This window comes from Orientia tsutsugamushi str. Boryong (assembly GCF_000063545.1).
GTDB classification, from domain to species: Bacteria; Pseudomonadota; Alphaproteobacteria; order Rickettsiales; family Rickettsiaceae; genus Orientia; species Orientia tsutsugamushi_C.
In genome coordinates this window covers 1,169,380-1,187,472 of record NC_009488.1, presented here as the reverse complement: position 1 = coordinate 1,187,472, position 18,093 = coordinate 1,169,380, and the positions used below count along the sequence as shown (strand labels likewise).

Genomic DNA, 18,093 nt, shown 5'->3' with positions numbered 1-18,093 from the left:
ATATGCGCAGAACAATGAAAGGAGGAAGAATAAGAGTTACAGCGATAAATTAATATTAAAAAACAGAAAAATTATAAGAATAAAGAAGACATATATAAAGACAGACATAGTACCCTAAGAAACCATACAAACTGCTACACTTTCTATAGCAAAGACTTTTGTATAATAAAGAACTTTTTCAAATTATTCTGAATAAAAGAAGCACAAAAATACATGTTTAACTCTACACATCAGTATTAAATAAAGTAATGATTTTTATTTCAACTAGATTTTGTGCTACGATATTTTATATCAAACTTTGATTACGGTATGCTATTATATTACTGAAATCTACATAGGCTCTATTTCTATTTATGTAGTTAGATCTTCTTTTTCAACTCTGCTCTTTCTATAGCAAGCTTATATACTCTTCATAGCACATTCAAGTAAAACTGCCTACACTGTTTGTTTACATTAAGCTAAAGAATTTTCTACTAAAAGTATGATATTGACAATACTAACATATTATATCACTAATTAATTATTACGTTAGTGTAGCTAAATAAAGAAAGCTTTATACAAGCTAAGCACATTAATATACAGTTAAGTTTTATTATGTGTCTTAATATTATTTATATACATACAATAACATGAGAAGGAGTAAGTTTTAAATGCCAGCATTGAATATAGACCTAATTTTAGTAGGATTATTCTTGATATCTAATCTAGCTATAGGGTTATGGTATGGAAAGGAAGTAAAGTCTGTTAGAGATTATGCTCTTGGGGGAAGAAATTTTAGTACAGCATCACTTGTCTCAACTCTTATAGCCACCTTTATTGGTGGTAGTACTTTTAGTTTAGGATTATATGAGATATATGCACTTGGGATACTTGCAGTACTTCCTATTATTGGGCAAATACTAGGGTTACTTTGTTATCCTTATATCTTAATTCCAAGAATGCAGGAATTTTTTGGTAAATTATCTGTGGCAGATGTAATGGGAGATTTATATGGTAAACATATTAGAATCATAGGGGCTACCTGTGTTATTATCAGGTCTGCAACAGGGATTGCTATGCAATTAAAGTTTTTTCTACAATATTTAATCATTTTTTAGTAATAGATAGTGTATATGCAACCGTAATTAGCAGTATGGTAGTTATTATATATTCTGCATTTGGAGGCATTAGAGCTGTAGTATTTACTGATATTTTTCAGTCTTTAGCCTTTGGAGCATTTATTCCAACTTTAGCAATACTGATTTGGGGAATGTTAGGTAGTTGGGAATCTATAGCAAATACTTTAACTGCAAATCCTATATTTGATCCTAAAATATTGCTAGACTATCATAATATCAATACACTAGGATATTATGGAATATTTTTTTATTGTTTTTTACCAGATACAAATCCAGCTATGTTTCACAGAATTTTAATTTCTCGTAATACAGTACAAGCAGCTAAAGCTTTTAAAATTATGATCCCAATGCATTTGCTATTTTGCGTGTTTGTTGGATTTATAGGATTAATACTGCTATCATCACATCAAAACATAGAAACTAATAATTTAGTACCGTATATAATAGATAGCTATGCATATCCTGGATTTAAGGGATTAGTAGTAATTGGAATATCTGCAATGATTATGTCAACAGCGGACTCATATATTAATTCTGCCTCAGTTGTATTTGCAAACGATTTGTGTAAGCCTTTAGGATTATTTCAAAAAAATACAACATTAGAGATTATAGCAGTTAGAATATTTTCCATATTTATTGGTATATTGGGATTATGTATGGCTATTTCGCAAAAAAATTTGATAGGTATATTATTATTTGGAGCTAGTTTTTATAGCCCAATAATAGGAATACCAGTAATGTTTACAATTTTAGGATTTAGAACTACCACTAGAGTTATAGTATCAGGTATGATTGCTGGAATCTCAACTACATTTATTTGGAACAAATTTTTTAATGCAGCATTACCAATAGGTGATCTAATGCCAGCAACTATAGCAAATTTTGTTGTAATGATGATAATGCACTACTGTCTTGGGGAGCCAGGAGGATGGGTTGGACCTAGTGATCGTAGGCCACTAAATGTTCTTAAAGAAAAACGCAAGCAACAGATTAATTCTATTTCAAGCTTCTTTAAGTCTTTATCTCATAGTTTTAGCTGGGATAATATTTGCGCTTACTGCAATAATGAAACATTCCGTGGTAGGCATTATTATATTGAGTACTCCGTTATTACAGCAGCATCATTAATGGTTATGTCATTATGTGGACAGGTAGAACATAATATTGCCTCAGCTTGGTTAGTTACAAAAGTGTCAGTTATACTTTTAGGGTTAGTGATGACTACGGCTTTGCTATATAATAATAAATGGAATGCAGATTTTCGAACTAAATATTTAGGTCTGATTTGGCATATTACGATATTTTATACTTTAGTATTTAGTAATACTTTATTAACTATGATTGGTGGTTCATCTCCAATATTACTAATGTGTTTTATATCTAACTTAGTTGTAGCAGGAATATTATTACAATGGCATACAGCTTTGTTTATGATATTGTTAGGTGTGCCAGTTGGAGCTAGAGTATTTAACATATTAGCCAGTTGGCGAGGTTACTTAGCTGATTATAATGAAGTTGATAATAATTTAGGAATGTATGTCATATGGGCATTAGCATTATTGACTGCTATACTATTGTTCATTAGATTAAGACAAAATCAATTTGTAGATAACACTAGATCTATGCTAGAGCTAAAAAATGATGTTGATGTTCTTAATCTGCGTTTAAATACTAAAAGCCAAAAAATGGAAATACTTCTTAATACTGAAAAACATATACTTAATAATTTAAGTCATGAAATAAAGTCACCATTATCAGTCGTTCGCACTACTATTAATTTACTAAGCAAATTTTTACCAAAATACTATAAAGATACCCAGATGATTCTCAAAGAAAAAGAAAGAGTATTAACTATGGTAACATTAGCAAATTCTGGTATCGAGAGATTAGTAGCGTACAGCAATAATTTGTTTGATTTATCAAAATTTGCACAAGGGCAGATGATATTTGACATAGAGCTCAATAACTTTCAATTAATGCTAAAAGAAATAATTGCTGAGTGCAACAAAGTAAATGTAGCTGAAAAACATATAATTAGTTTAAACTATGTTCCTCAAGCTGAGACAATGTTTGAATTTGATCATACCAGAATTAAAACTGTGATGCTGAATCTTATTTCAAATGCGATTCAATATTCTCAGTCTGGTTTGATTCTAATTACAGTAAAGCCATATAGATCTGGAGTAGAAGTATCAATTGAAGATGAAGGCGTTGGAATACCAGAAAATGAGCTAGAAGCAATCTTTGTACCATTTGAGGAAAGTAGCAGAACTAAATCTAAGGCTTGTGGCCGTGGGTTAGGGCTAACACTTGCTAAAGAAATTATATTAGCACATCATGGTGAAATTTGGGCAGAAAATCGACCTAATAATAGAGGAAGCAAATTTACTTTTAGATTACCATTACGACAGCCAGAAGGCGGCTTCAATAAAGCTGTTTATAGTAAAAGCGAGGTTTTTGGTAAAATATATAAAGACAGAATAGCAAAATTATTAAAAGGATTTGGTTATGAATGCAACTCTATTAATTCTCTCAAGGAGCTTGAAAATCATATTAGAGTTAATAAAAGCATTTTAATAGTTGATGATGATCAAAATATTTTAGATGCGATATCTTTAGATATATATGCTGAACAATATACTCCAGAACCAGTTAATAATGCTTTTGAAGCTGTTAAGTTGATTAAGGAAAATCCATTACAGTACTCTTTGGTATTACTTGATATGGTAATGCCTGAAAAAAGTGGAGAGCAAGTTGTGCAGGAAATTTATACGGTAACAAAAATGTATGGCATTCCTATTATTATTATTTCAGGTTATAGTCAAACCTATGAAACTAAAAACCTGCTTTATTCCATGGGAGTAGTAGCCTTCATTGAAAAACCTTATACCTATAATCAGCTCCGTAATGTTATCAACCACTATCTTAAGCAAACAATTATTCCCCTTCCTTATTCTTATCTCCCTTAGATTATATCCCTCTTTTATGTTAACTATTAGAGTTCAGATAGGCTTTTTGAAAAGTATATATTGCATCGATTCTACAAAGTTAGCAATTTGTCATAATAAACGTACCTCCAGCAATAGAGTTTTTAACAAAATTTCTAAAATTGGTAAAAGTAGTTATGGCTGGTTCTTAGTCTTTAAGCTTCATCTTATAATCAATAATAAAGGCAAAATAATGTCAGTTAAAATTACTAAAGGCAATAAAAGCGACCTATCTGTATCTTCAGTTTTTTCTAAAGGCTTATCTGGTAAATTGTTTAGTGATAAAGCTTACATATCTAAAGAGTTATTTCATCAACTGCTGACCAATTGTCTACGTTTATTTACTAATCTTCGTAAAGATATGAAAACATATTTATTGGACATACAAGATAAGCGGTTATTAAATAAACGTTCTTTAATTGAGTCTGTCTTTAATAGACCTCTTTCGAAACTGGTTAAGGTAGTTCAAAATTATTGCTTACAAATATCGAAATAGACGTAAAAGATTCGTTCTTAGATTTATTTTGATCTTTGGCATTTATAATTTTGAACTACCTTAACCAGTTTCGAAAGAGGTCTAATGTACTAAAAAAACATATGCATTTAGAGCATACTAGACACCGTTCTCCTCTTAATTTCTTTGTTCATATAATTGCTTCTCTTGCTAGTTATTCTATCTCTAAACTTAATCCCCATCTTATCTCTTCTTCTTCTCCTGACTCCTTATCCTAAATTGACGTTTATATTCTGAACTTTTGCTAATCCCATAGTTCTGGCCTATATGGAAATAAGTACGGTATTCTCTAAGGTGTTCTAAGACCATCAGCAACTGTTCCTCCAAATTGAGCTATTTTTACTCACACATTTTGATTTCTTAAGACAATCAGCTTGCCTAAAAATATCTACCCATCTTTGAGAATGTTCCCTTCCTTACCACTGTTAATCAACGAAATTTTTCATTCTCTAACTCTTTAATCTATTCGAACTTCATTAGATCTCTTTCGAAACTGGTTGATGTAGTTCAAAATTATAAATGCCAGATATCAAATTAAATCTAAGACCTAATCTTTTACGTCTATTTTGATATTTATCAGCAATAATTTTGAACTACATCAACCAGTTTCGAAAGAGGTCTATTATTACTTCAAATCAGATCTTTATAACGCCATTCTACATCATTGTCTACTTTCGAAAGAAGTCTAATGGGTAATGCTGCGTTTCATAAATCTAAAAAACAAAAGAGTTAATAAAATATGTTGGTTGTAAAGTTATTTTTCTGCCACCTTATTCTCTAGATTTAAATCTGATAGAGAAGTGTTGTCTAATATGAAGATGTAGATTAGAAATCCAATTACTCAATTTGTTAAATCTTATGAGGCAATTGGAGTTTTTTTCTATACTCAAATCTCATTGTAAATGACTATAAATACTTCTACTTACGAAGATTATTAACTTTTTATATAATTTCTTTCCAATCTATTGAATGTCAATAGATTTTCTTAAATTTATCATTTGTTCAATTGTTACATTTGCATTTAGCTTTCAACTTTTTCAATTAATTCATAATCTTGTTTGCAATTTAGGCTAAAAGTCACCAATCTTAAGTTAGTATTATTTCTGATTTAGCATATAAATGCTTATACACTCAGTTATTAATTCCTATAGTCTTTCAATTACGTGTAGTTTGCTTTCTATAAGATCTCTATTACCTACTATCTATATTATTTTCTACTTATTTAAATACTCTTTAATTTAAATACTCTGCTTGCTTTTGCTATTGTTTATCCATCTTCTATTAATTTCATTACTCTCTTTCCTAAATCTTATGAATATGCTGCTTCCATATATTTCCTATCTCTTCTTATTTTTTCTCTATTATTTCTCCTTTCTTTGATGCTCTAACTTCATTTTTGTTTTATAGTGGTATATATATATTATATTTAGATTAGTAAAAAATTAACTTGTAGTAAAAAAATTCTTAAAGTAATATTAGTAATTTAGTTTAAATTAAAAATGAAAATCGCAAATAAATGAATATTACAAGTAACAAGTGCTTTTTTAAGCTATTAGCTATTCTGTCTATAATTATAGGAATGTTATCTCTATACTTCATATTTATTTTATGGCCTCAATCTAAAAAAAAAGTAGCTAATACAGATAATATTAGCTATTCTATGGTCACAAGCAGCGAAATTTTACTTGGTGGAGATTTTACTTTAATTGATACTAATAACCGAGAATTTTACAGTAAATCTTTAAGAGGTAAACCTTATCTTATCTATTTTGGCTTTACTTTTTGTCCTGATGTATGTCCAGCTACATTAGAAAAATTATCAAAAGTTATTAAAGTTTTAGATATGTATCATATAGATATCTCTACAATTTTTGTTACAGTTGATCCTAAACGAGATAATGCTAGTACTTTAAAGAATTACATGACAAATTTTCACAGCAAAATTATTGCATTAACAGGTACTAAACCTCAAATCGAGGATATAACTAAGAAATTCGGTGTTTATTATTCTATTTCTGCATTAAGTGATAGAAACAGTAATGATTATCTAATAGATCACTCTACTTTTATATATTTAATAGATAAAAATGGCAAATACATGTCACATTTTACTCTTGATGATACCCCAGAGAAAATAATAGAATATATTAGAATTCATTTAAAATAACAATATCGTATCAGATATAACATATCAATAAGTAAAGGTGCAAAGACATATCAAATATAAGGGAGAAGAAAAGTTAATTTTTATTAACTTCTACACTTTATAGAACCTACTATTAACTTATGTTAACTTTTATTAATATTTATAATTAATCTTCAACTTTAACTATAAATATATTTCCAATATTTGTCAATATAACAAAAAAATTAAAGCAAAAGGTTGACAAAAGGTTGACAGAAAATTTAGGAAATTGGGGGCCAGTTTTCAATCTAGAGGTTAATCTAATGATCGAAAAATATATACAATCTAGGATTGATAAGTGATTTTCAAGTTATATGTATTATGAACAAATTAGTATAAAAATTTGCTATCAAATAAAAAGTATAATATAGATCATCTGTTTAATTAAACGTAATACTTTAATAATAAATATTAATATTATGTGGGGTGATTATGACTTCAATATCATCAAAGTTTATAAATCGAGCACTACGTAAAATTAAAATTCCTAAGGGAGAAAAATTATTAATTATCCACGATCCAGATATAATAGGACTTAAACTGAAAATCTCATGTACAGTCTGTGGAGGAATAGTAAGAAAAACATGGATTTTAGAACAAAAATATAAAAACCAGAGTTTAAAAATAAGGATAGTGGAATTTCCATATTTATCTATTAAAGAAGCTAGAAAAATAGCAAGAGAATTAAAGACATTAATGGCGAACGGAATAGATCCAAGAGCAGTAAAACATCAACAACAGATAGAAGAAAATGAGAATCGTATAAAAGAAAGAGAAAGAAAAGCTAACGATATTACATTCAAAGAGCTGTGTTATAAGTATATTGAAGAGTATGCCAAAATATATACTATAAACTGGAAAGAGAATGCTGACAGAGTACATACTTATGCACAAGCATTATATGAAAAAAAGATAAGCAAGATTCGAATGAGTGATATTGAACCAATATTCAATGATATCAGCAAAGAGGGAAAATATGCCACAGCAAATGCATTGCTAGCAACCTTACGCACTATATTTAATAAGGCAATAAAATGGGGATTAATAGAAAACAATCCTACTCTAGGGATAGAGCAGCATAAACTGCAAGCAAGAGAGAGACGTCTAAGTTACGATGAAATGGGTAGATTTTTACAAGTATTATGCGGAGAAGCAAGTCCATTGATAAGAGATTTTGCATTACTAGCGTTATATACTGGAGCTAGAAAAAGTAATGTGTTAGAGATGGAATGGGACAATATAGATTTTGAAAGAAAAATATGGCATATACCAAAAACTAAGAACGGAAAGGCGCAAAATATACCATTAACAGATGAGGCAATGGAAATATTGCAAGCAAGGAAATTAATATCTACAAGTAAATGGGTACTACCAAGTTCTACTAGCGAAAGCGGACACTTATCGCATCCAAATACCGCATGGAAGATAATTTGTGAAAAGGCAAGCATAAAAAATTTCAGAATACACGATCTAAGAAGGACGTTTGCAAGTTGTATGGGGGATGCAGGCGAAAGTCAGAGGACAATTAGTATAGCATTGAATCATATTAATCCAAACTCAACAATACCTTATACTATAGCTTGTATGGAGTTAGTACGAGAGTATATGTCTAAGGCTATACAAATAATTAGTGAATGTGCTAGAAGTTATAATATTTATAATACTATCTGACTGATATAAACGTTGTGGTAAGAATAGTGCGATTTCATGTCGCACATGCATATATGAACACTAATTATTGCAGGTAAAATCTGTGTTTGAAGATATTTAGCTAATTTAAACATTATAGTAGCAGAATGAGAAATCTCATGCTACAATTGAGGCTGAAGGTGATTATACAAAATCAAAAATTATGTTGGGCATTATCGAGGCCGTTGAAGTATATGGGTTTGAGCATTGACGAATGGGGAGTAGTGCTAGCTGGAGTAGCTCCAGGAATTGTACTACTAAACAGCAGGCATGCTAAATTAGGCCTAGCCTTTATGGTTGGAGGAATTGCTCTATGTTATTGCTTTAAGAAAATTAAGAAGGTATCTGAGAATTTTTTGCTAAAAAGTTTTTTAGTAGCTAAAGGTTTATTGCCAGCTCCATTAGGATATCCAAGGCTTTTGGGCAAAAAAGTTGGCAAGTAATGAATCATCTCTTTAAGCAAAATGCTATACAAGAGCTGGTTAAATATAATAAATGCTTACTTTCAGTAACTATATTGCTAGCTGCAGCTAATATAATTGCGATAATGGCTGCAATTACCAAAGAAGAAAAGTGGTTATTAATTCCAGCAATGGAGCCTGATCGTAAAATGATGGTTTCATCAAAAAATTACCATGAAACCTATTTAAAGGAATGGGCAATTTATGTAACGAAACTCTTATTTACTACTTCTCCAAATGAGGTAGAAAGACAAATAGCAGACATGAAAGTTGCATCTAGTAATACTGAATCTTTAAATAAATTTTTTCATGATCACTTGCAATTTGTTAAAGGCTCAAATGTGTCTTCAGTCTTTTTTCCGAAGAAGGTTGAAGTGATAAAGGATGGAGTATTAATTAGTGGAACGCTTCGTTATTGGTTTAGCGATAGTAAACATATAGCTGTCGATAAGACTTACCTTTTGACTTACAAGCGAAGTCCTAATTACCTTTTGTTGTTAACTGGCGTTAAAGAGAATGGAATAAAAAAATGAGTATTAGAATTTTGAGGTTTATGATAGGGTTTATTGCTTTAGTCAAGTTTAGTGATGTATATGCGGTAGAATATGAGTTAGAAGTTGATAATTTGCTGAAGCTTGAGATTTCTGATAGTGGGCCAACAAGAATTAATCTTAAAGATGAAAAAATCAATGATATTTTTATGTATCCTCAAAATGCAGCCGAAGTTGTAGTTCATGAGTCTGGATGTTTGTTTATTGCTCCACGAGAAGAAGAAAAGAAGCTTTATTTAACAGTAATAGGAGAACACAAAACAATTCAAGATTTAATGTTAACTTTTACTCCAAAAACTCCAAGCCATGTAACGCTTATTAATGCTGCTACAGAAGAAGCTGAAAAGGATAATTCAAAAGGAAAAATAAAATTAGCTTAAAATGCTAGTTTTTACTTTAAAGCTTGTTAAGCTCAGCATCAAGCATATTAAAACTGCTTCAAAGTAAAATTTCATTATGGAGATATTATTGAAAACAAGGCGGAAGGCTGGTTGATAGGTGAAGATGGACGTTCTGGAATTAAAGGAATCGTGGTAGATAAATCGTCTAACATAGCAAGCATGGCTGCATTAAATGGAGTATTTAGCAATATTGCTAAGTTTCTACAAGCTAAGGCTATTAAACCTGATATGCTACCAACTTTAAACCTAGTAGCTGGAGGTCATCAACAACAAGAGTTTCAGATTGGAGATGCGCTTCAGTCTGGAGCTTACTCTGGAGCTAGTAATGCTTTTGATAAGCTAGCTGATTTTGCTATAAAACAAGCTGATTCTATGAGCCCAGTCGTTCTTATTGCGTCAGGTAGAGTCATCGATGTTGTATTTAAAAAAGTTTTTGACTTACGTGAGCACAAGAAGAAGCCACATAATTTAACTTATTCACAATCAACTAACAATGAAAAAGTTAATTTGCATAATAAATTCGACCAATCACAAAAGTTAGAGGAGCATTTATAATGAAGTTTTTATTATTGCTATTGGGCTGTATGAGCCTAACAAGCTTCTTTTTCGAAAGTAATTTTGATTGTAAAATTCCTAAAGGGCAAAAATGTAAGTCTTTATATGAAATAAAGAAAATGGCTGCTCAAGGAGTTTTTGACCCTGATAATGTTGAGAAAGTTGAAACATCAAAAATTAATCAAAAAGGCGTTGTGTTCTATACTGTAAGCGATCTAAAGCAGTTCAAGGTGTAGCTGTTGTTAACACTTCACCTAAAAAACCAAAAATGAGTGATATTGCAACTTAAAAATGATTTATGTGATAATATAGGTTAAATTACTATATCTCTGTACTTTACAAACACTTCAATGCCTGATACTAATGCTTCTGGTAGACTTATATGTCTTTGTCCTAAGCCAGGGATTCCAATACCTGTACCTGGTATATTCCGGTAGGATTTTGGGAGCCAGTACGCCTTGTAGATGTTACAAAGTCGCCAATGTGTATGGTAAGTCTTGGAGGTTTGTCATTTGGAAGTGCTACTCAAAAAGGCATGAAAGATGAGGCTGAAGGAAGTGCTTTTTATCACATTCATTGGTATGTCTATCCTGTGATTTATTGGCTGGAAATTTTGCTTGATTTTATTTGTCTGGAAATGGCTGCAGTCGATATAGCATATTTAACAGAGTTTGATCCATTATGGAGTGATGACGCTAAATCTGCGATTTTAAATCCAGAAACGCTGTTGTTTCAAAATGTAGCTGCTTATCAAGCATGTATAGCTGATTGCATGAGTTGCAGCGCTGGTTTATTAGCAAGTGATTATGCTTTTTGGTGTGCTGAATGTCAAGGAATGCTTTACCCTTTTACTGGAACAGCTGCGGCGCATAATGGTGGAGTTGGAACATCTGTATTAATGGTAAGTAAGTTTATGGCTAGAATGCATAGGCAACTGATGTTATGGGGATATTATGGTTATAAAGGCTTATGTGGCAAGTATCCCATGCCTATTATGAAGAAAAGTCAGTATCGACTACAAATGACTTATCCGATTCCAGAAACCAGATCCTGCAAGAGCATAGGCCAAACAGAAGCTACATGGCAGGCTGGAAGAGAATTTCCAGTTAATGGTGAAGATTTTGGTTACTTGATTTGGCGAAAAAGAGATTACTGTTTGCTTTGATAAGGGTTAGAGAGGAATATGGTTATACGAGTAATGATGTTGATGGTTTTATTATTTGTTAATAATGCTAATGCTTTTTTTTGGGCCAGCAAAAAACTTTTATTTTTGTCTCATTTTCAATGAGTGATGAGGCTTTAAAAAGCTATTTTGCTGAATCTCAAAAGGCTGGAGCTCAATTGATTATGCGTGGGTTAATTAATAACTCATTTACACAAACAAAGAATAAAACTATGGAGCTTGGTATTAGCTTCGATATAGATCCTAGCTTGTTTGAACAATATAAAATTGATGTTGTTCCTGTGATAGTAATAGATGATGAAAAAAGAGGATTAACCAAGAAATTAACTGGCCATATTCCTTTAGCAATAGCATTAGAAATTATGAATGAGAATACTCAATGAGATTATTATCTATATTAACTTTTTGATAGTGCTCAATATTAGCTGTTGTTTAGCTTCAATGCAAAGCAGTTATAATGAAGCTAGCAACTATAATGTAAATCTTGGAAATTCTTCAAATACACAAGAATTATTTCATCAAGGTAGTAATGTCAATTATCCTAACAATGATGAGGATTTAACCTACCATGGCCGTAATCAGCTTGGTACAGAAAGTGGGGCAATGTTATTTCAAGCTGAAAACAGTAAAAACAATGCCTTAACTCAACATAATATCAACGATCAAAATTATATGATAGCTAATTCAATGAGAATTGAATCTGATCCTTTAAGTGCCCTTGATAGCAGTAACTTCGTAACTCAGACAAGTAAAACTAATACTGAAATTATTCAAAGTTGTAATGAAGGTAGTAATTTTAACATTGAACTTATTCGAGAATTAAATGTTGAGTGCAGATTAGAGAATGTATGGCTTTCTTGGCAAAACCGGCAAATGGAATTTGCAACAGAAGAAATAGTAGAGAATCATAGTAATTGGCTTAATGGTCGTGCAGATTTCCATGACGTAGATAAAAATAATGAAAAAATATACAAGTTAGCAGGTGATAGCCAAATGGCTGCAAGACGAATGAGGAGTGCTGTTGCTGATAGGCTTGGCGTATCTATAGAGCATATTGGAACAAAGTTTATATTATATCAAAAAGAGGTAAAATATGTATACTTCGCTATGACTACAGAGATAAGACTCAAGAACTAAGGGAAGTAGCAGAATATTGGCAAGTTGTAAAGCCTGAACTTGAACAATTAATAGAAAGTAATGAATGCTATGAGGTGAATAGACTCAACTATGAGAGTGGTGATAGAGTATTTTTTGACAAGTTTAGAGTCAATCGTTCATATTGGAAACAAAAGATTGTTTTTTCTTGTACTAGCGATCCAAAAGATGGTTGCAAACACCTTAAAATTCAAAATTGTGAATTAAAAACAGCACTTGCCAAAAATCAGTAGCAAATATTTGTTTACTATGGCAGCATGACTATAGCTGTTCAACTGATGAGCAAACAATGCTACACTCATCATTGCGTAATAACTCAATTTTTTGTTTAGGAGGTAATTGCAACACTCCGACTATTATACCAAACAGAGATATAGCTAAGGTAGCTCATCTAGCGATGCTAAATCAGATGAGCAAGGACATTAAAACAAATCCCGTTTCTGTATTTTCAGGTAAACATCGAAAATGCAAAAAAGATGTATTTAGTTTTTTGAATTGCTGCTCTTCAATGACTGGCTGGGGGCGTGATATAGGCTTATCGCAATGCAAATCTAAGGAACAAGAATTAGCTCTATATAGAAAAAAAGGTTACTGCTATTACATTGGAACCTATTGTTCTTCAAGAATTCCGATATTGGGTATTTGCCTAGCTAGAAAGTCTACTTATTGCTGCTTTCAGTCAAAACTTGCAAGAATTTTTCAGGAAGAAGCAAGAAAGCAGCTAAAAATAGACTTCGGTACACCTGAATGTCCAAAGTGTAGAGGCCTTACTGTTGAAGAGTTACAAAAAGTTGATTTCACTAAAATCAATATGGATGAACTATTTGGAGATATACTCACTAAAGCTCAAAACAGCATGAACAAAGACATTATTGCAGGAATCAAAGATAAAGTTCATCGTATGCAACAAAGTCATCATTAAATACTATAGCTAGTTCCTATTGACTTTATATCAATGCCTTTACCTATAGAAAATCACACGTATTTAATGCAACATCATTTGTTATAACTGGTTGTAATAATAAAAAATAAAGAATATTAATAGAATTTCTGATAGTCTTATTGATAAGACTGAAAAAAAATATAAAAGAAGGATTAATTGTAACACCTATAATTTAGTAATTATTTGGTGTTCAGTAGCTAATCAAAAATTTAAAGGGTAATTAATAATCATATGAAATTTGTAAAATATATAACAGCTGTTTTATTATTAACACTAGACTTCTTTCGAAACTGGTTAACGTAGTTCAAAATTATAAATACCAGAGATCAAATTAAATCTAAGACCGAATCTTTCACGTCTATTTCGATATTTATCAGCAATAATTTTGAACTACGTTAACCAGTTTCGAAAGAGGTCTACTGTTAAATACGACCATCGCATCAAAACGAAACAACAATCAACCTGTTACATCAGAAATTTTAATGCAGGATAAAGCCATGTTAGAAGAAAAACATTTTTATGTTGGAATTTCATTTCTTGAGTTAAACAAATATTAAGAAGCAATGAAAAATTTTGATTTAGCTATTAAGTATACTCCTTGTATGATAAAAATAAGTGAAATTGCAATAAAATAAAAGATTATAGCAATAGCACAAAAGAAAGCTAGTATACAGTTATGCTCCTAAGGCTACTAGCCTGAATTTTAGATAAGTAACTATCTTTTTTAACTAAAAACCGGACGGTATTCTTAGGCAAAAAAGCCTGTATTTACAAGGTTGGTTTTGAGATATTTAACATAAAATTTGGTGATTATGAATAGTATAATTGTAGGAATTGATATTTCTAAAGAGACATTTGATGCCGCTGTGTTAATTAATCATAAAGTTCAAACAAGAAAATTTAATAATAATTCTGAAGGATTTAACAAATTAGTAACATGGTTAAAAAGCAGAGAAACTGGACATGTTTGTATGGAAGCAACATGTATCTACTGGAAAAGCTTAGCGAAATATCTGTACGATTATGGCTATAAAGTGAGTGTAGTAAATCCTGCTCGTATTAAAGGTTTTGCAATGAGTAAACTTAGTCGTACAAAAACAGATAAAGCAGACAGTGTATTAATAGCAGATTTTTGCAAAGCAATGAAACAGGAAGCATGGTATCCACAGCCGCATTATATTCAAGAACTACAGCAGCTGGTTAATCGCCTGAATGTTTTAATTAAGCATAAAACACAAGAAACAAATAGATTAGAAGGAGCTTCTAAAGCAATTGCTAATAATATTCAAATGCACATTGAATTTCTTGAAACACAAATTAAAGAAATTGAACAACTAATCAATGACCATATTAAAAATAACAAAGATCTTCACAATAAAGCTATGTTACTTGAATCAATACCAGGTATAGGAGCAAAAACACAAGCTATAGTTCTGGCTTTTTTAGCAGATATTGAGAAATTTAGTTCTGCTAAACAAGTTGTAGCTTTTGTAGGTCTTAATCCTAAGCATCGTCAATCTGGTAGTTCTGTGCGTAGCGCTAGTAGAATCTCTAGAACTGGTAATTCAGATCTACGTAAGTCTTTTTATATGCCTGCTATGTCTGCCTTAAGACATAATTGTATTATCAAGCATTTTTCTCAACGTTTATCTAACACTGGTAAACCCAAAATGCTTATCCTTACTGCTGCTATGCGTAAGTTACTACATATTATTTATGGCGTTTTGAAGCATAATTCTCCTTTTAATCCTAATGTTTCAATCCAGCAAAAATAATAATTTTATAAAAACTTACATCTTTTTTATAAAATTATTATTTACGCCAGATTAGGATAAGAGAAAGTATGAAAAGCATAATGAAAAAAGTTTACAAGAGATAATAGACCTCTTTCGAAACTGGTTAAGGTAGTTCAAAATTATAAATGCCAGAGATCAAATTAAATCTAAGACCGAATCTTTTACGTCTATTTCGATATTTGTCAGCAATAATTTTGAACCGTTTTAGCATAGCAATAACGTTTTCATTGACAACTCTTTTTCCTGCTAACCTACGATTATTCTTTTTATCATTTTTAGTTAAAGGATTTTTCTTGCTTTTTTTCTTTGGTAATGCAGAATTATTGTGAATTTTTTGTATACCTTGATATCCTGTATCAGTAATCGCTTTAATCTTAGGATGGATAAGAATTTTGGATTCCTTAAATAATCTAAAGTCATGTTTTTTACCGTTAGAAAAATCTGTACATATTACTTGGTGTGTTTTCTTGTCTACCACTATTTGAGTCTTTAGTGTATGCCTTTTCTTCTTTCCTGAATAATAGAATTTTTGTTTTTTTTGGGTCTTTCTATTGGACTCTCAGTAGCATCAATCAAGACTACTTCATAATTCATATCGCTATTCATTAGAGCTTTACGACCTGGAAGAGCAAAGTTTGGGTGTTTAACTAAGGTGTCTTCTACCCATTTTACAGCTTTATATGCTGAACTTTCACTAATCCCATAGTTCTGACCTATATGAAAATAAGTACGGTATTCTCTAAGGTATTCTAAGGCCATCAATAACTGTTCCTCCAAATTGAGCTTATTTTTACGCCCTCCTTTTGATTTCTTAACACCATCAGCTTTCCTCAAAATATCCACCATCTTTGAGAATGTTCCCTTCCTTACTACTGTTAATCGACGAAATTTTTCATCCTTTAACTCTTTAATCTGATCTAATTTCATTATTACTTCAAATCAGATTTTTATAACACCATTTTACATCATTGTATAGTTTCGAAAGAAGTCTAATGTACAATTAAATTATGCAACATATTTAAACATAATTTCAATTAATAACGGTTTATTTATTGCTTTCATGTCTGCAAATGCAAATTTAGAATAAGAAACAGTTAGAAAGAGATAATATAGTCATTTACAATGAGGTTTGAGCATAGAAAAAAACGATAATAGCTTTATCATAAGATTTACCAACAAGATATTATACGCAAACTTCATTGTAAATGACTATATAACACTATTCTACATCATTGCCTAGTTTCGAAAGAAGTCTATTGCTATGCACTCTTCCAGATAAACCAATTCTGTTTGATTTTCATCCATGAGACCACAATCTTCAGCATAGCTAGTATTATTAACGTTCTGATATTCTGCTGCTAAATCAGACTGCGAAGTTAAGCAGCTAAAATAAGCATCGTATAGAATATCGAAAATTTTGCTACTGGTAGCATTATTCATAGGATACTTGCCTTGTTTATCTGTTATACTAGGATTAGCATTATAACTAAGCAGAAGCTTTATCATATCTGAATCTTTACTACTATAGTGAGCAGCAGCATGTAAAATAGTCTCACCGTTTTTATTTGTAGCATTTATATTAGCACCAAGCTTAAGCAGAAGTTCTATATAATTAGTATACTCAAGCTTATAATCCTTTTTTGGTAGACCAAGGAGGTAGACTGCATCTTCACAAGACTTATACTTTTTGACAACATTGTGTAAAATAGTGTTACCTTTCTTATCTTCCTTATTGATGTCAGCACCATGCTTAACCAGAAGCTTAATTGCATCAAAATTGTTAAGCCAGAAATCTATGACATGACTCAATGGAGTATAACCTTTACCATCTTTTTCATTGATATTAGCCGCACGCTCTATCAACAATTTAGTAATATCAGCAACTTGCTTAGCCCTTGTTGCAGATGTATTAGGATGTGCAAAAACTGTATGTAAGGCCGTTTCCTCATTTTTATTTTTTGCATTTACATCAGCACCATTATCCAACAAAAGCATGATAATATCTAGATTAAGATATTTAACAGCAATATGTAAAGGAGTTTCCTCATTTTTATTTTTTGCATTTACGTTACTAGAAGCCTCCACCAATAACCTCGCAATATCTGGATCATCATATCTAACAGCAAGATGCAAAAGAGAGTTATGATGTTTATCTTGTAACTTGATAGCAGTATTGTCATTAGTTATAATGTTCTGTACTGTGTTCATTTTGCCATTTTTAATAGCGTTTTTAATGTTGCTGTATGAACAGAGATTGGATTTAGGCATTATCACACCTCATAAATTACCTTTAGAAAATTTATAATATCTTTCATAGCTTGCACTGCAGTCAAATGCAAAATATGAATAATTATTCATGAATTTTACATTTTTAAACCTTAGCTATTTTGTAATATTTGCTAAATATAATTAAAAAGCAATAAAATTCTAAAATTCTTTGTTTTTTGTTGTAATATCTTAACTTTTCCTTGTTGCCATCATAATATTTCATGTAACATCAGCATATGCATGTTACTTTATATATAGTTATTTACAATGAAGTTTGCATATAATAT

At 30.9% G+C, this 18,093-nt stretch carries 11 protein-coding genes and 7 pseudogenes; 13 read left to right on the top strand and 5 right to left on the bottom strand.

The window, feature by feature from the left end; all coding sequences use genetic code 11:
* Positions 1 to 650: 650 nt before the first annotated feature.
* A pseudogene (locus OTBS_RS05700) lies at positions 651 to 4,087 on the top strand (sodium:solute symporter family transporter).
* Positions 4,083 to 4,837, top strand: a pseudogene (locus tag OTBS_RS05695) (transposase); the annotation flags it as partial. The pseudogenes OTBS_RS05700 and OTBS_RS05695, both read left to right, overlap by 5 nt.
* 7 nt (positions 4,838 to 4,844) lie before the next feature.
* Here OTBS_RS05695 and OTBS_RS14225 read toward each other — a convergent pair.
* Both OTBS_RS14225 and OTBS_RS14220 read right to left on the bottom strand, forming a co-directional pair.
* Positions 4,845 to 5,042 (bottom strand): annotated as a pseudogene (locus OTBS_RS14225) (helix-turn-helix domain-containing protein); the annotation flags it as partial.
* A 53-nt stretch (positions 5,043 to 5,095) separates the two neighbouring features.
* A pseudogene (locus tag OTBS_RS14220) lies at positions 5,096 to 5,212 on the bottom strand (IS5/IS1182 family transposase); the annotation flags it as partial.
* A 1,067-nt stretch (positions 5,213 to 6,279) separates the two neighbouring features.
* On the opposite strand from OTBS_RS14220, the gene OTBS_RS05690 reads away from it, so the two are divergent.
* The 10 genes and pseudogenes from OTBS_RS05690 (at position 6,280) to traN (ending at position 13,721) form a co-directional block, all read left to right on the top strand.
* A complete protein-coding gene (locus tag OTBS_RS05690) occupies positions 6,280 to 6,786 on the top strand; it encodes an SCO family protein (RefSeq protein ID WP_231966179.1) in 507 nt (168 codons plus the stop codon).
* Between the two features lie 450 nt (positions 6,787 to 7,236).
* Complete coding sequence (locus tag OTBS_RS05685; RefSeq protein ID WP_080571797.1) at positions 7,237 to 8,475, top strand: tyrosine-type recombinase/integrase; 1,239 nt, start codon at positions 7,237 to 7,239, stop codon at positions 8,473 to 8,475.
* Between the two features lie 125 nt (positions 8,476 to 8,600).
* On the top strand, positions 8,601 to 8,936 hold the full coding sequence (locus OTBS_RS05680) for a hypothetical protein (RefSeq protein ID WP_011944246.1): 336 nt from the start codon (positions 8,601 to 8,603) through the stop codon (positions 8,934 to 8,936).
* Positions 8,936 to 9,487, top strand: coding sequence for a TraE/TraK family type IV conjugative transfer system protein (locus OTBS_RS05675; RefSeq protein ID WP_011944688.1), 552 nt, complete (start codon positions 8,936 to 8,938; stop codon positions 9,485 to 9,487). The genes OTBS_RS05680 and OTBS_RS05675 overlap by 1 nt, the downstream gene beginning before the upstream one ends.
* Positions 9,484 to 9,885: a hypothetical protein gene (locus tag OTBS_RS05670; RefSeq protein ID WP_011944247.1), complete on the top strand. Its 402-nt coding sequence runs from the start codon at positions 9,484 to 9,486 to the stop codon at positions 9,883 to 9,885. Before OTBS_RS05675 ends, OTBS_RS05670 begins: the two co-directional genes overlap by 4 nt.
* A 111-nt stretch (positions 9,886 to 9,996) precedes the next feature.
* Positions 9,997 to 10,461, top strand: coding sequence for a TrbI/VirB10 family protein (locus OTBS_RS05665; RefSeq protein WP_011944814.1), 465 nt, complete (start codon positions 9,997 to 9,999; stop codon positions 10,459 to 10,461).
* On the top strand, positions 10,461 to 10,697 hold the full coding sequence (locus tag OTBS_RS05660; protein WP_011944813.1) for a hypothetical protein: 237 nt from the start codon (positions 10,461 to 10,463) through the stop codon (positions 10,695 to 10,697). Before OTBS_RS05665 ends, OTBS_RS05660 begins: the two co-directional genes overlap by 1 nt.
* A gap of 105 nt (positions 10,698 to 10,802) precedes the next feature.
* Positions 10,803 to 11,626: pseudogene (locus OTBS_RS05655) on the top strand (TraU family protein); the annotation flags it as partial.
* 80 nt (positions 11,627 to 11,706) lie between these two features.
* The gene (trbC, locus tag OTBS_RS05650; RefSeq protein WP_011944350.1) at positions 11,707 to 12,027 is read left to right on the top strand and encodes a type-F conjugative transfer system pilin assembly protein TrbC; all 321 of its coding nucleotides are present in this window, start codon (positions 11,707 to 11,709) and stop codon (positions 12,025 to 12,027) included.
* Positions 12,024 to 13,721 (top strand): annotated as a pseudogene (gene traN, locus OTBS_RS18390) (conjugal transfer protein TraN). The gene trbC and the pseudogene traN overlap by 4 nt, the downstream one beginning before the upstream one ends.
* 315 nt (positions 13,722 to 14,036) lie before the next feature.
* Here the strand turns inward: traN and OTBS_RS14215 are convergent.
* Positions 14,037 to 14,132, bottom strand: a pseudogene (locus tag OTBS_RS14215) (IS5/IS1182 family transposase); the annotation flags it as partial.
* A gap of 416 nt (positions 14,133 to 14,548) precedes the next feature.
* Between OTBS_RS14215 and OTBS_RS05635 the strand changes: the two are divergent.
* Positions 14,549 to 15,517, top strand: coding sequence for an IS110 family transposase (locus OTBS_RS05635; protein ID WP_080571859.1), 969 nt, complete (start codon positions 14,549 to 14,551; stop codon positions 15,515 to 15,517).
* A gap of 124 nt (positions 15,518 to 15,641) precedes the next feature.
* Here OTBS_RS05635 and OTBS_RS12320 read toward each other — a convergent pair.
* Both OTBS_RS12320 and OTBS_RS05620 read right to left on the bottom strand, forming a co-directional pair.
* Positions 15,642 to 16,465 (bottom strand): IS5-like element ISOt6 family transposase gene (locus OTBS_RS12320; protein ID WP_157866385.1). Its coding sequence is split into 2 segments (ribosomal slippage): positions 15,642 to 16,078 and positions 16,078 to 16,465, totalling 825 coding nucleotides; the frame shifts between segments, so codons are not numbered across the junction.
* 309 nt (positions 16,466 to 16,774) lie between these two features.
* On the bottom strand, positions 16,775 to 17,806 hold the full coding sequence (locus tag OTBS_RS05620; protein ID WP_041621259.1) for an ankyrin repeat domain-containing protein: 1,032 nt from the start codon (positions 17,804 to 17,806) through the stop codon (positions 16,775 to 16,777).
* Positions 17,807 to 18,093 lie beyond the last annotated feature (287 nt).

What these genes read in the sequence shown, in the direction of transcription:
- OTBS_RS05690 (WP_231966179.1), top strand. Translation starts at nt 6,280, where the DNA reads ATGGTCACAAGCAGCGAAATTTTACTTGGTGGAGATTTTACTTTAATT.
- OTBS_RS05685 (WP_080571797.1), top strand. Translation starts at nt 7,237, where the DNA reads ATGACTTCAATATCATCAAAGTTTATAAATCGAGCACTACGTAAAATT.
- OTBS_RS05680 (WP_011944246.1), top strand. Translation starts at nt 8,601, where the DNA reads ATGAGAAATCTCATGCTACAATTGAGGCTGAAGGTGATTATACAAAAT.
- OTBS_RS05675 (WP_011944688.1), top strand. Translation starts at nt 8,936, where the DNA reads ATGAATCATCTCTTTAAGCAAAATGCTATACAAGAGCTGGTTAAATAT.
- OTBS_RS05670 (WP_011944247.1), top strand. Translation starts at nt 9,484, where the DNA reads ATGAGTATTAGAATTTTGAGGTTTATGATAGGGTTTATTGCTTTAGTC.
- OTBS_RS05660 (WP_011944813.1), top strand. Translation starts at nt 10,461, where the DNA reads ATGAAGTTTTTATTATTGCTATTGGGCTGTATGAGCCTAACAAGCTTC.
- OTBS_RS05620 (WP_041621259.1), bottom strand. Translation starts at nt 17,806, where the DNA reads ATGCCTAAATCCAATCTCTGTTCATACAGCAACATTAAAAACGCTATT.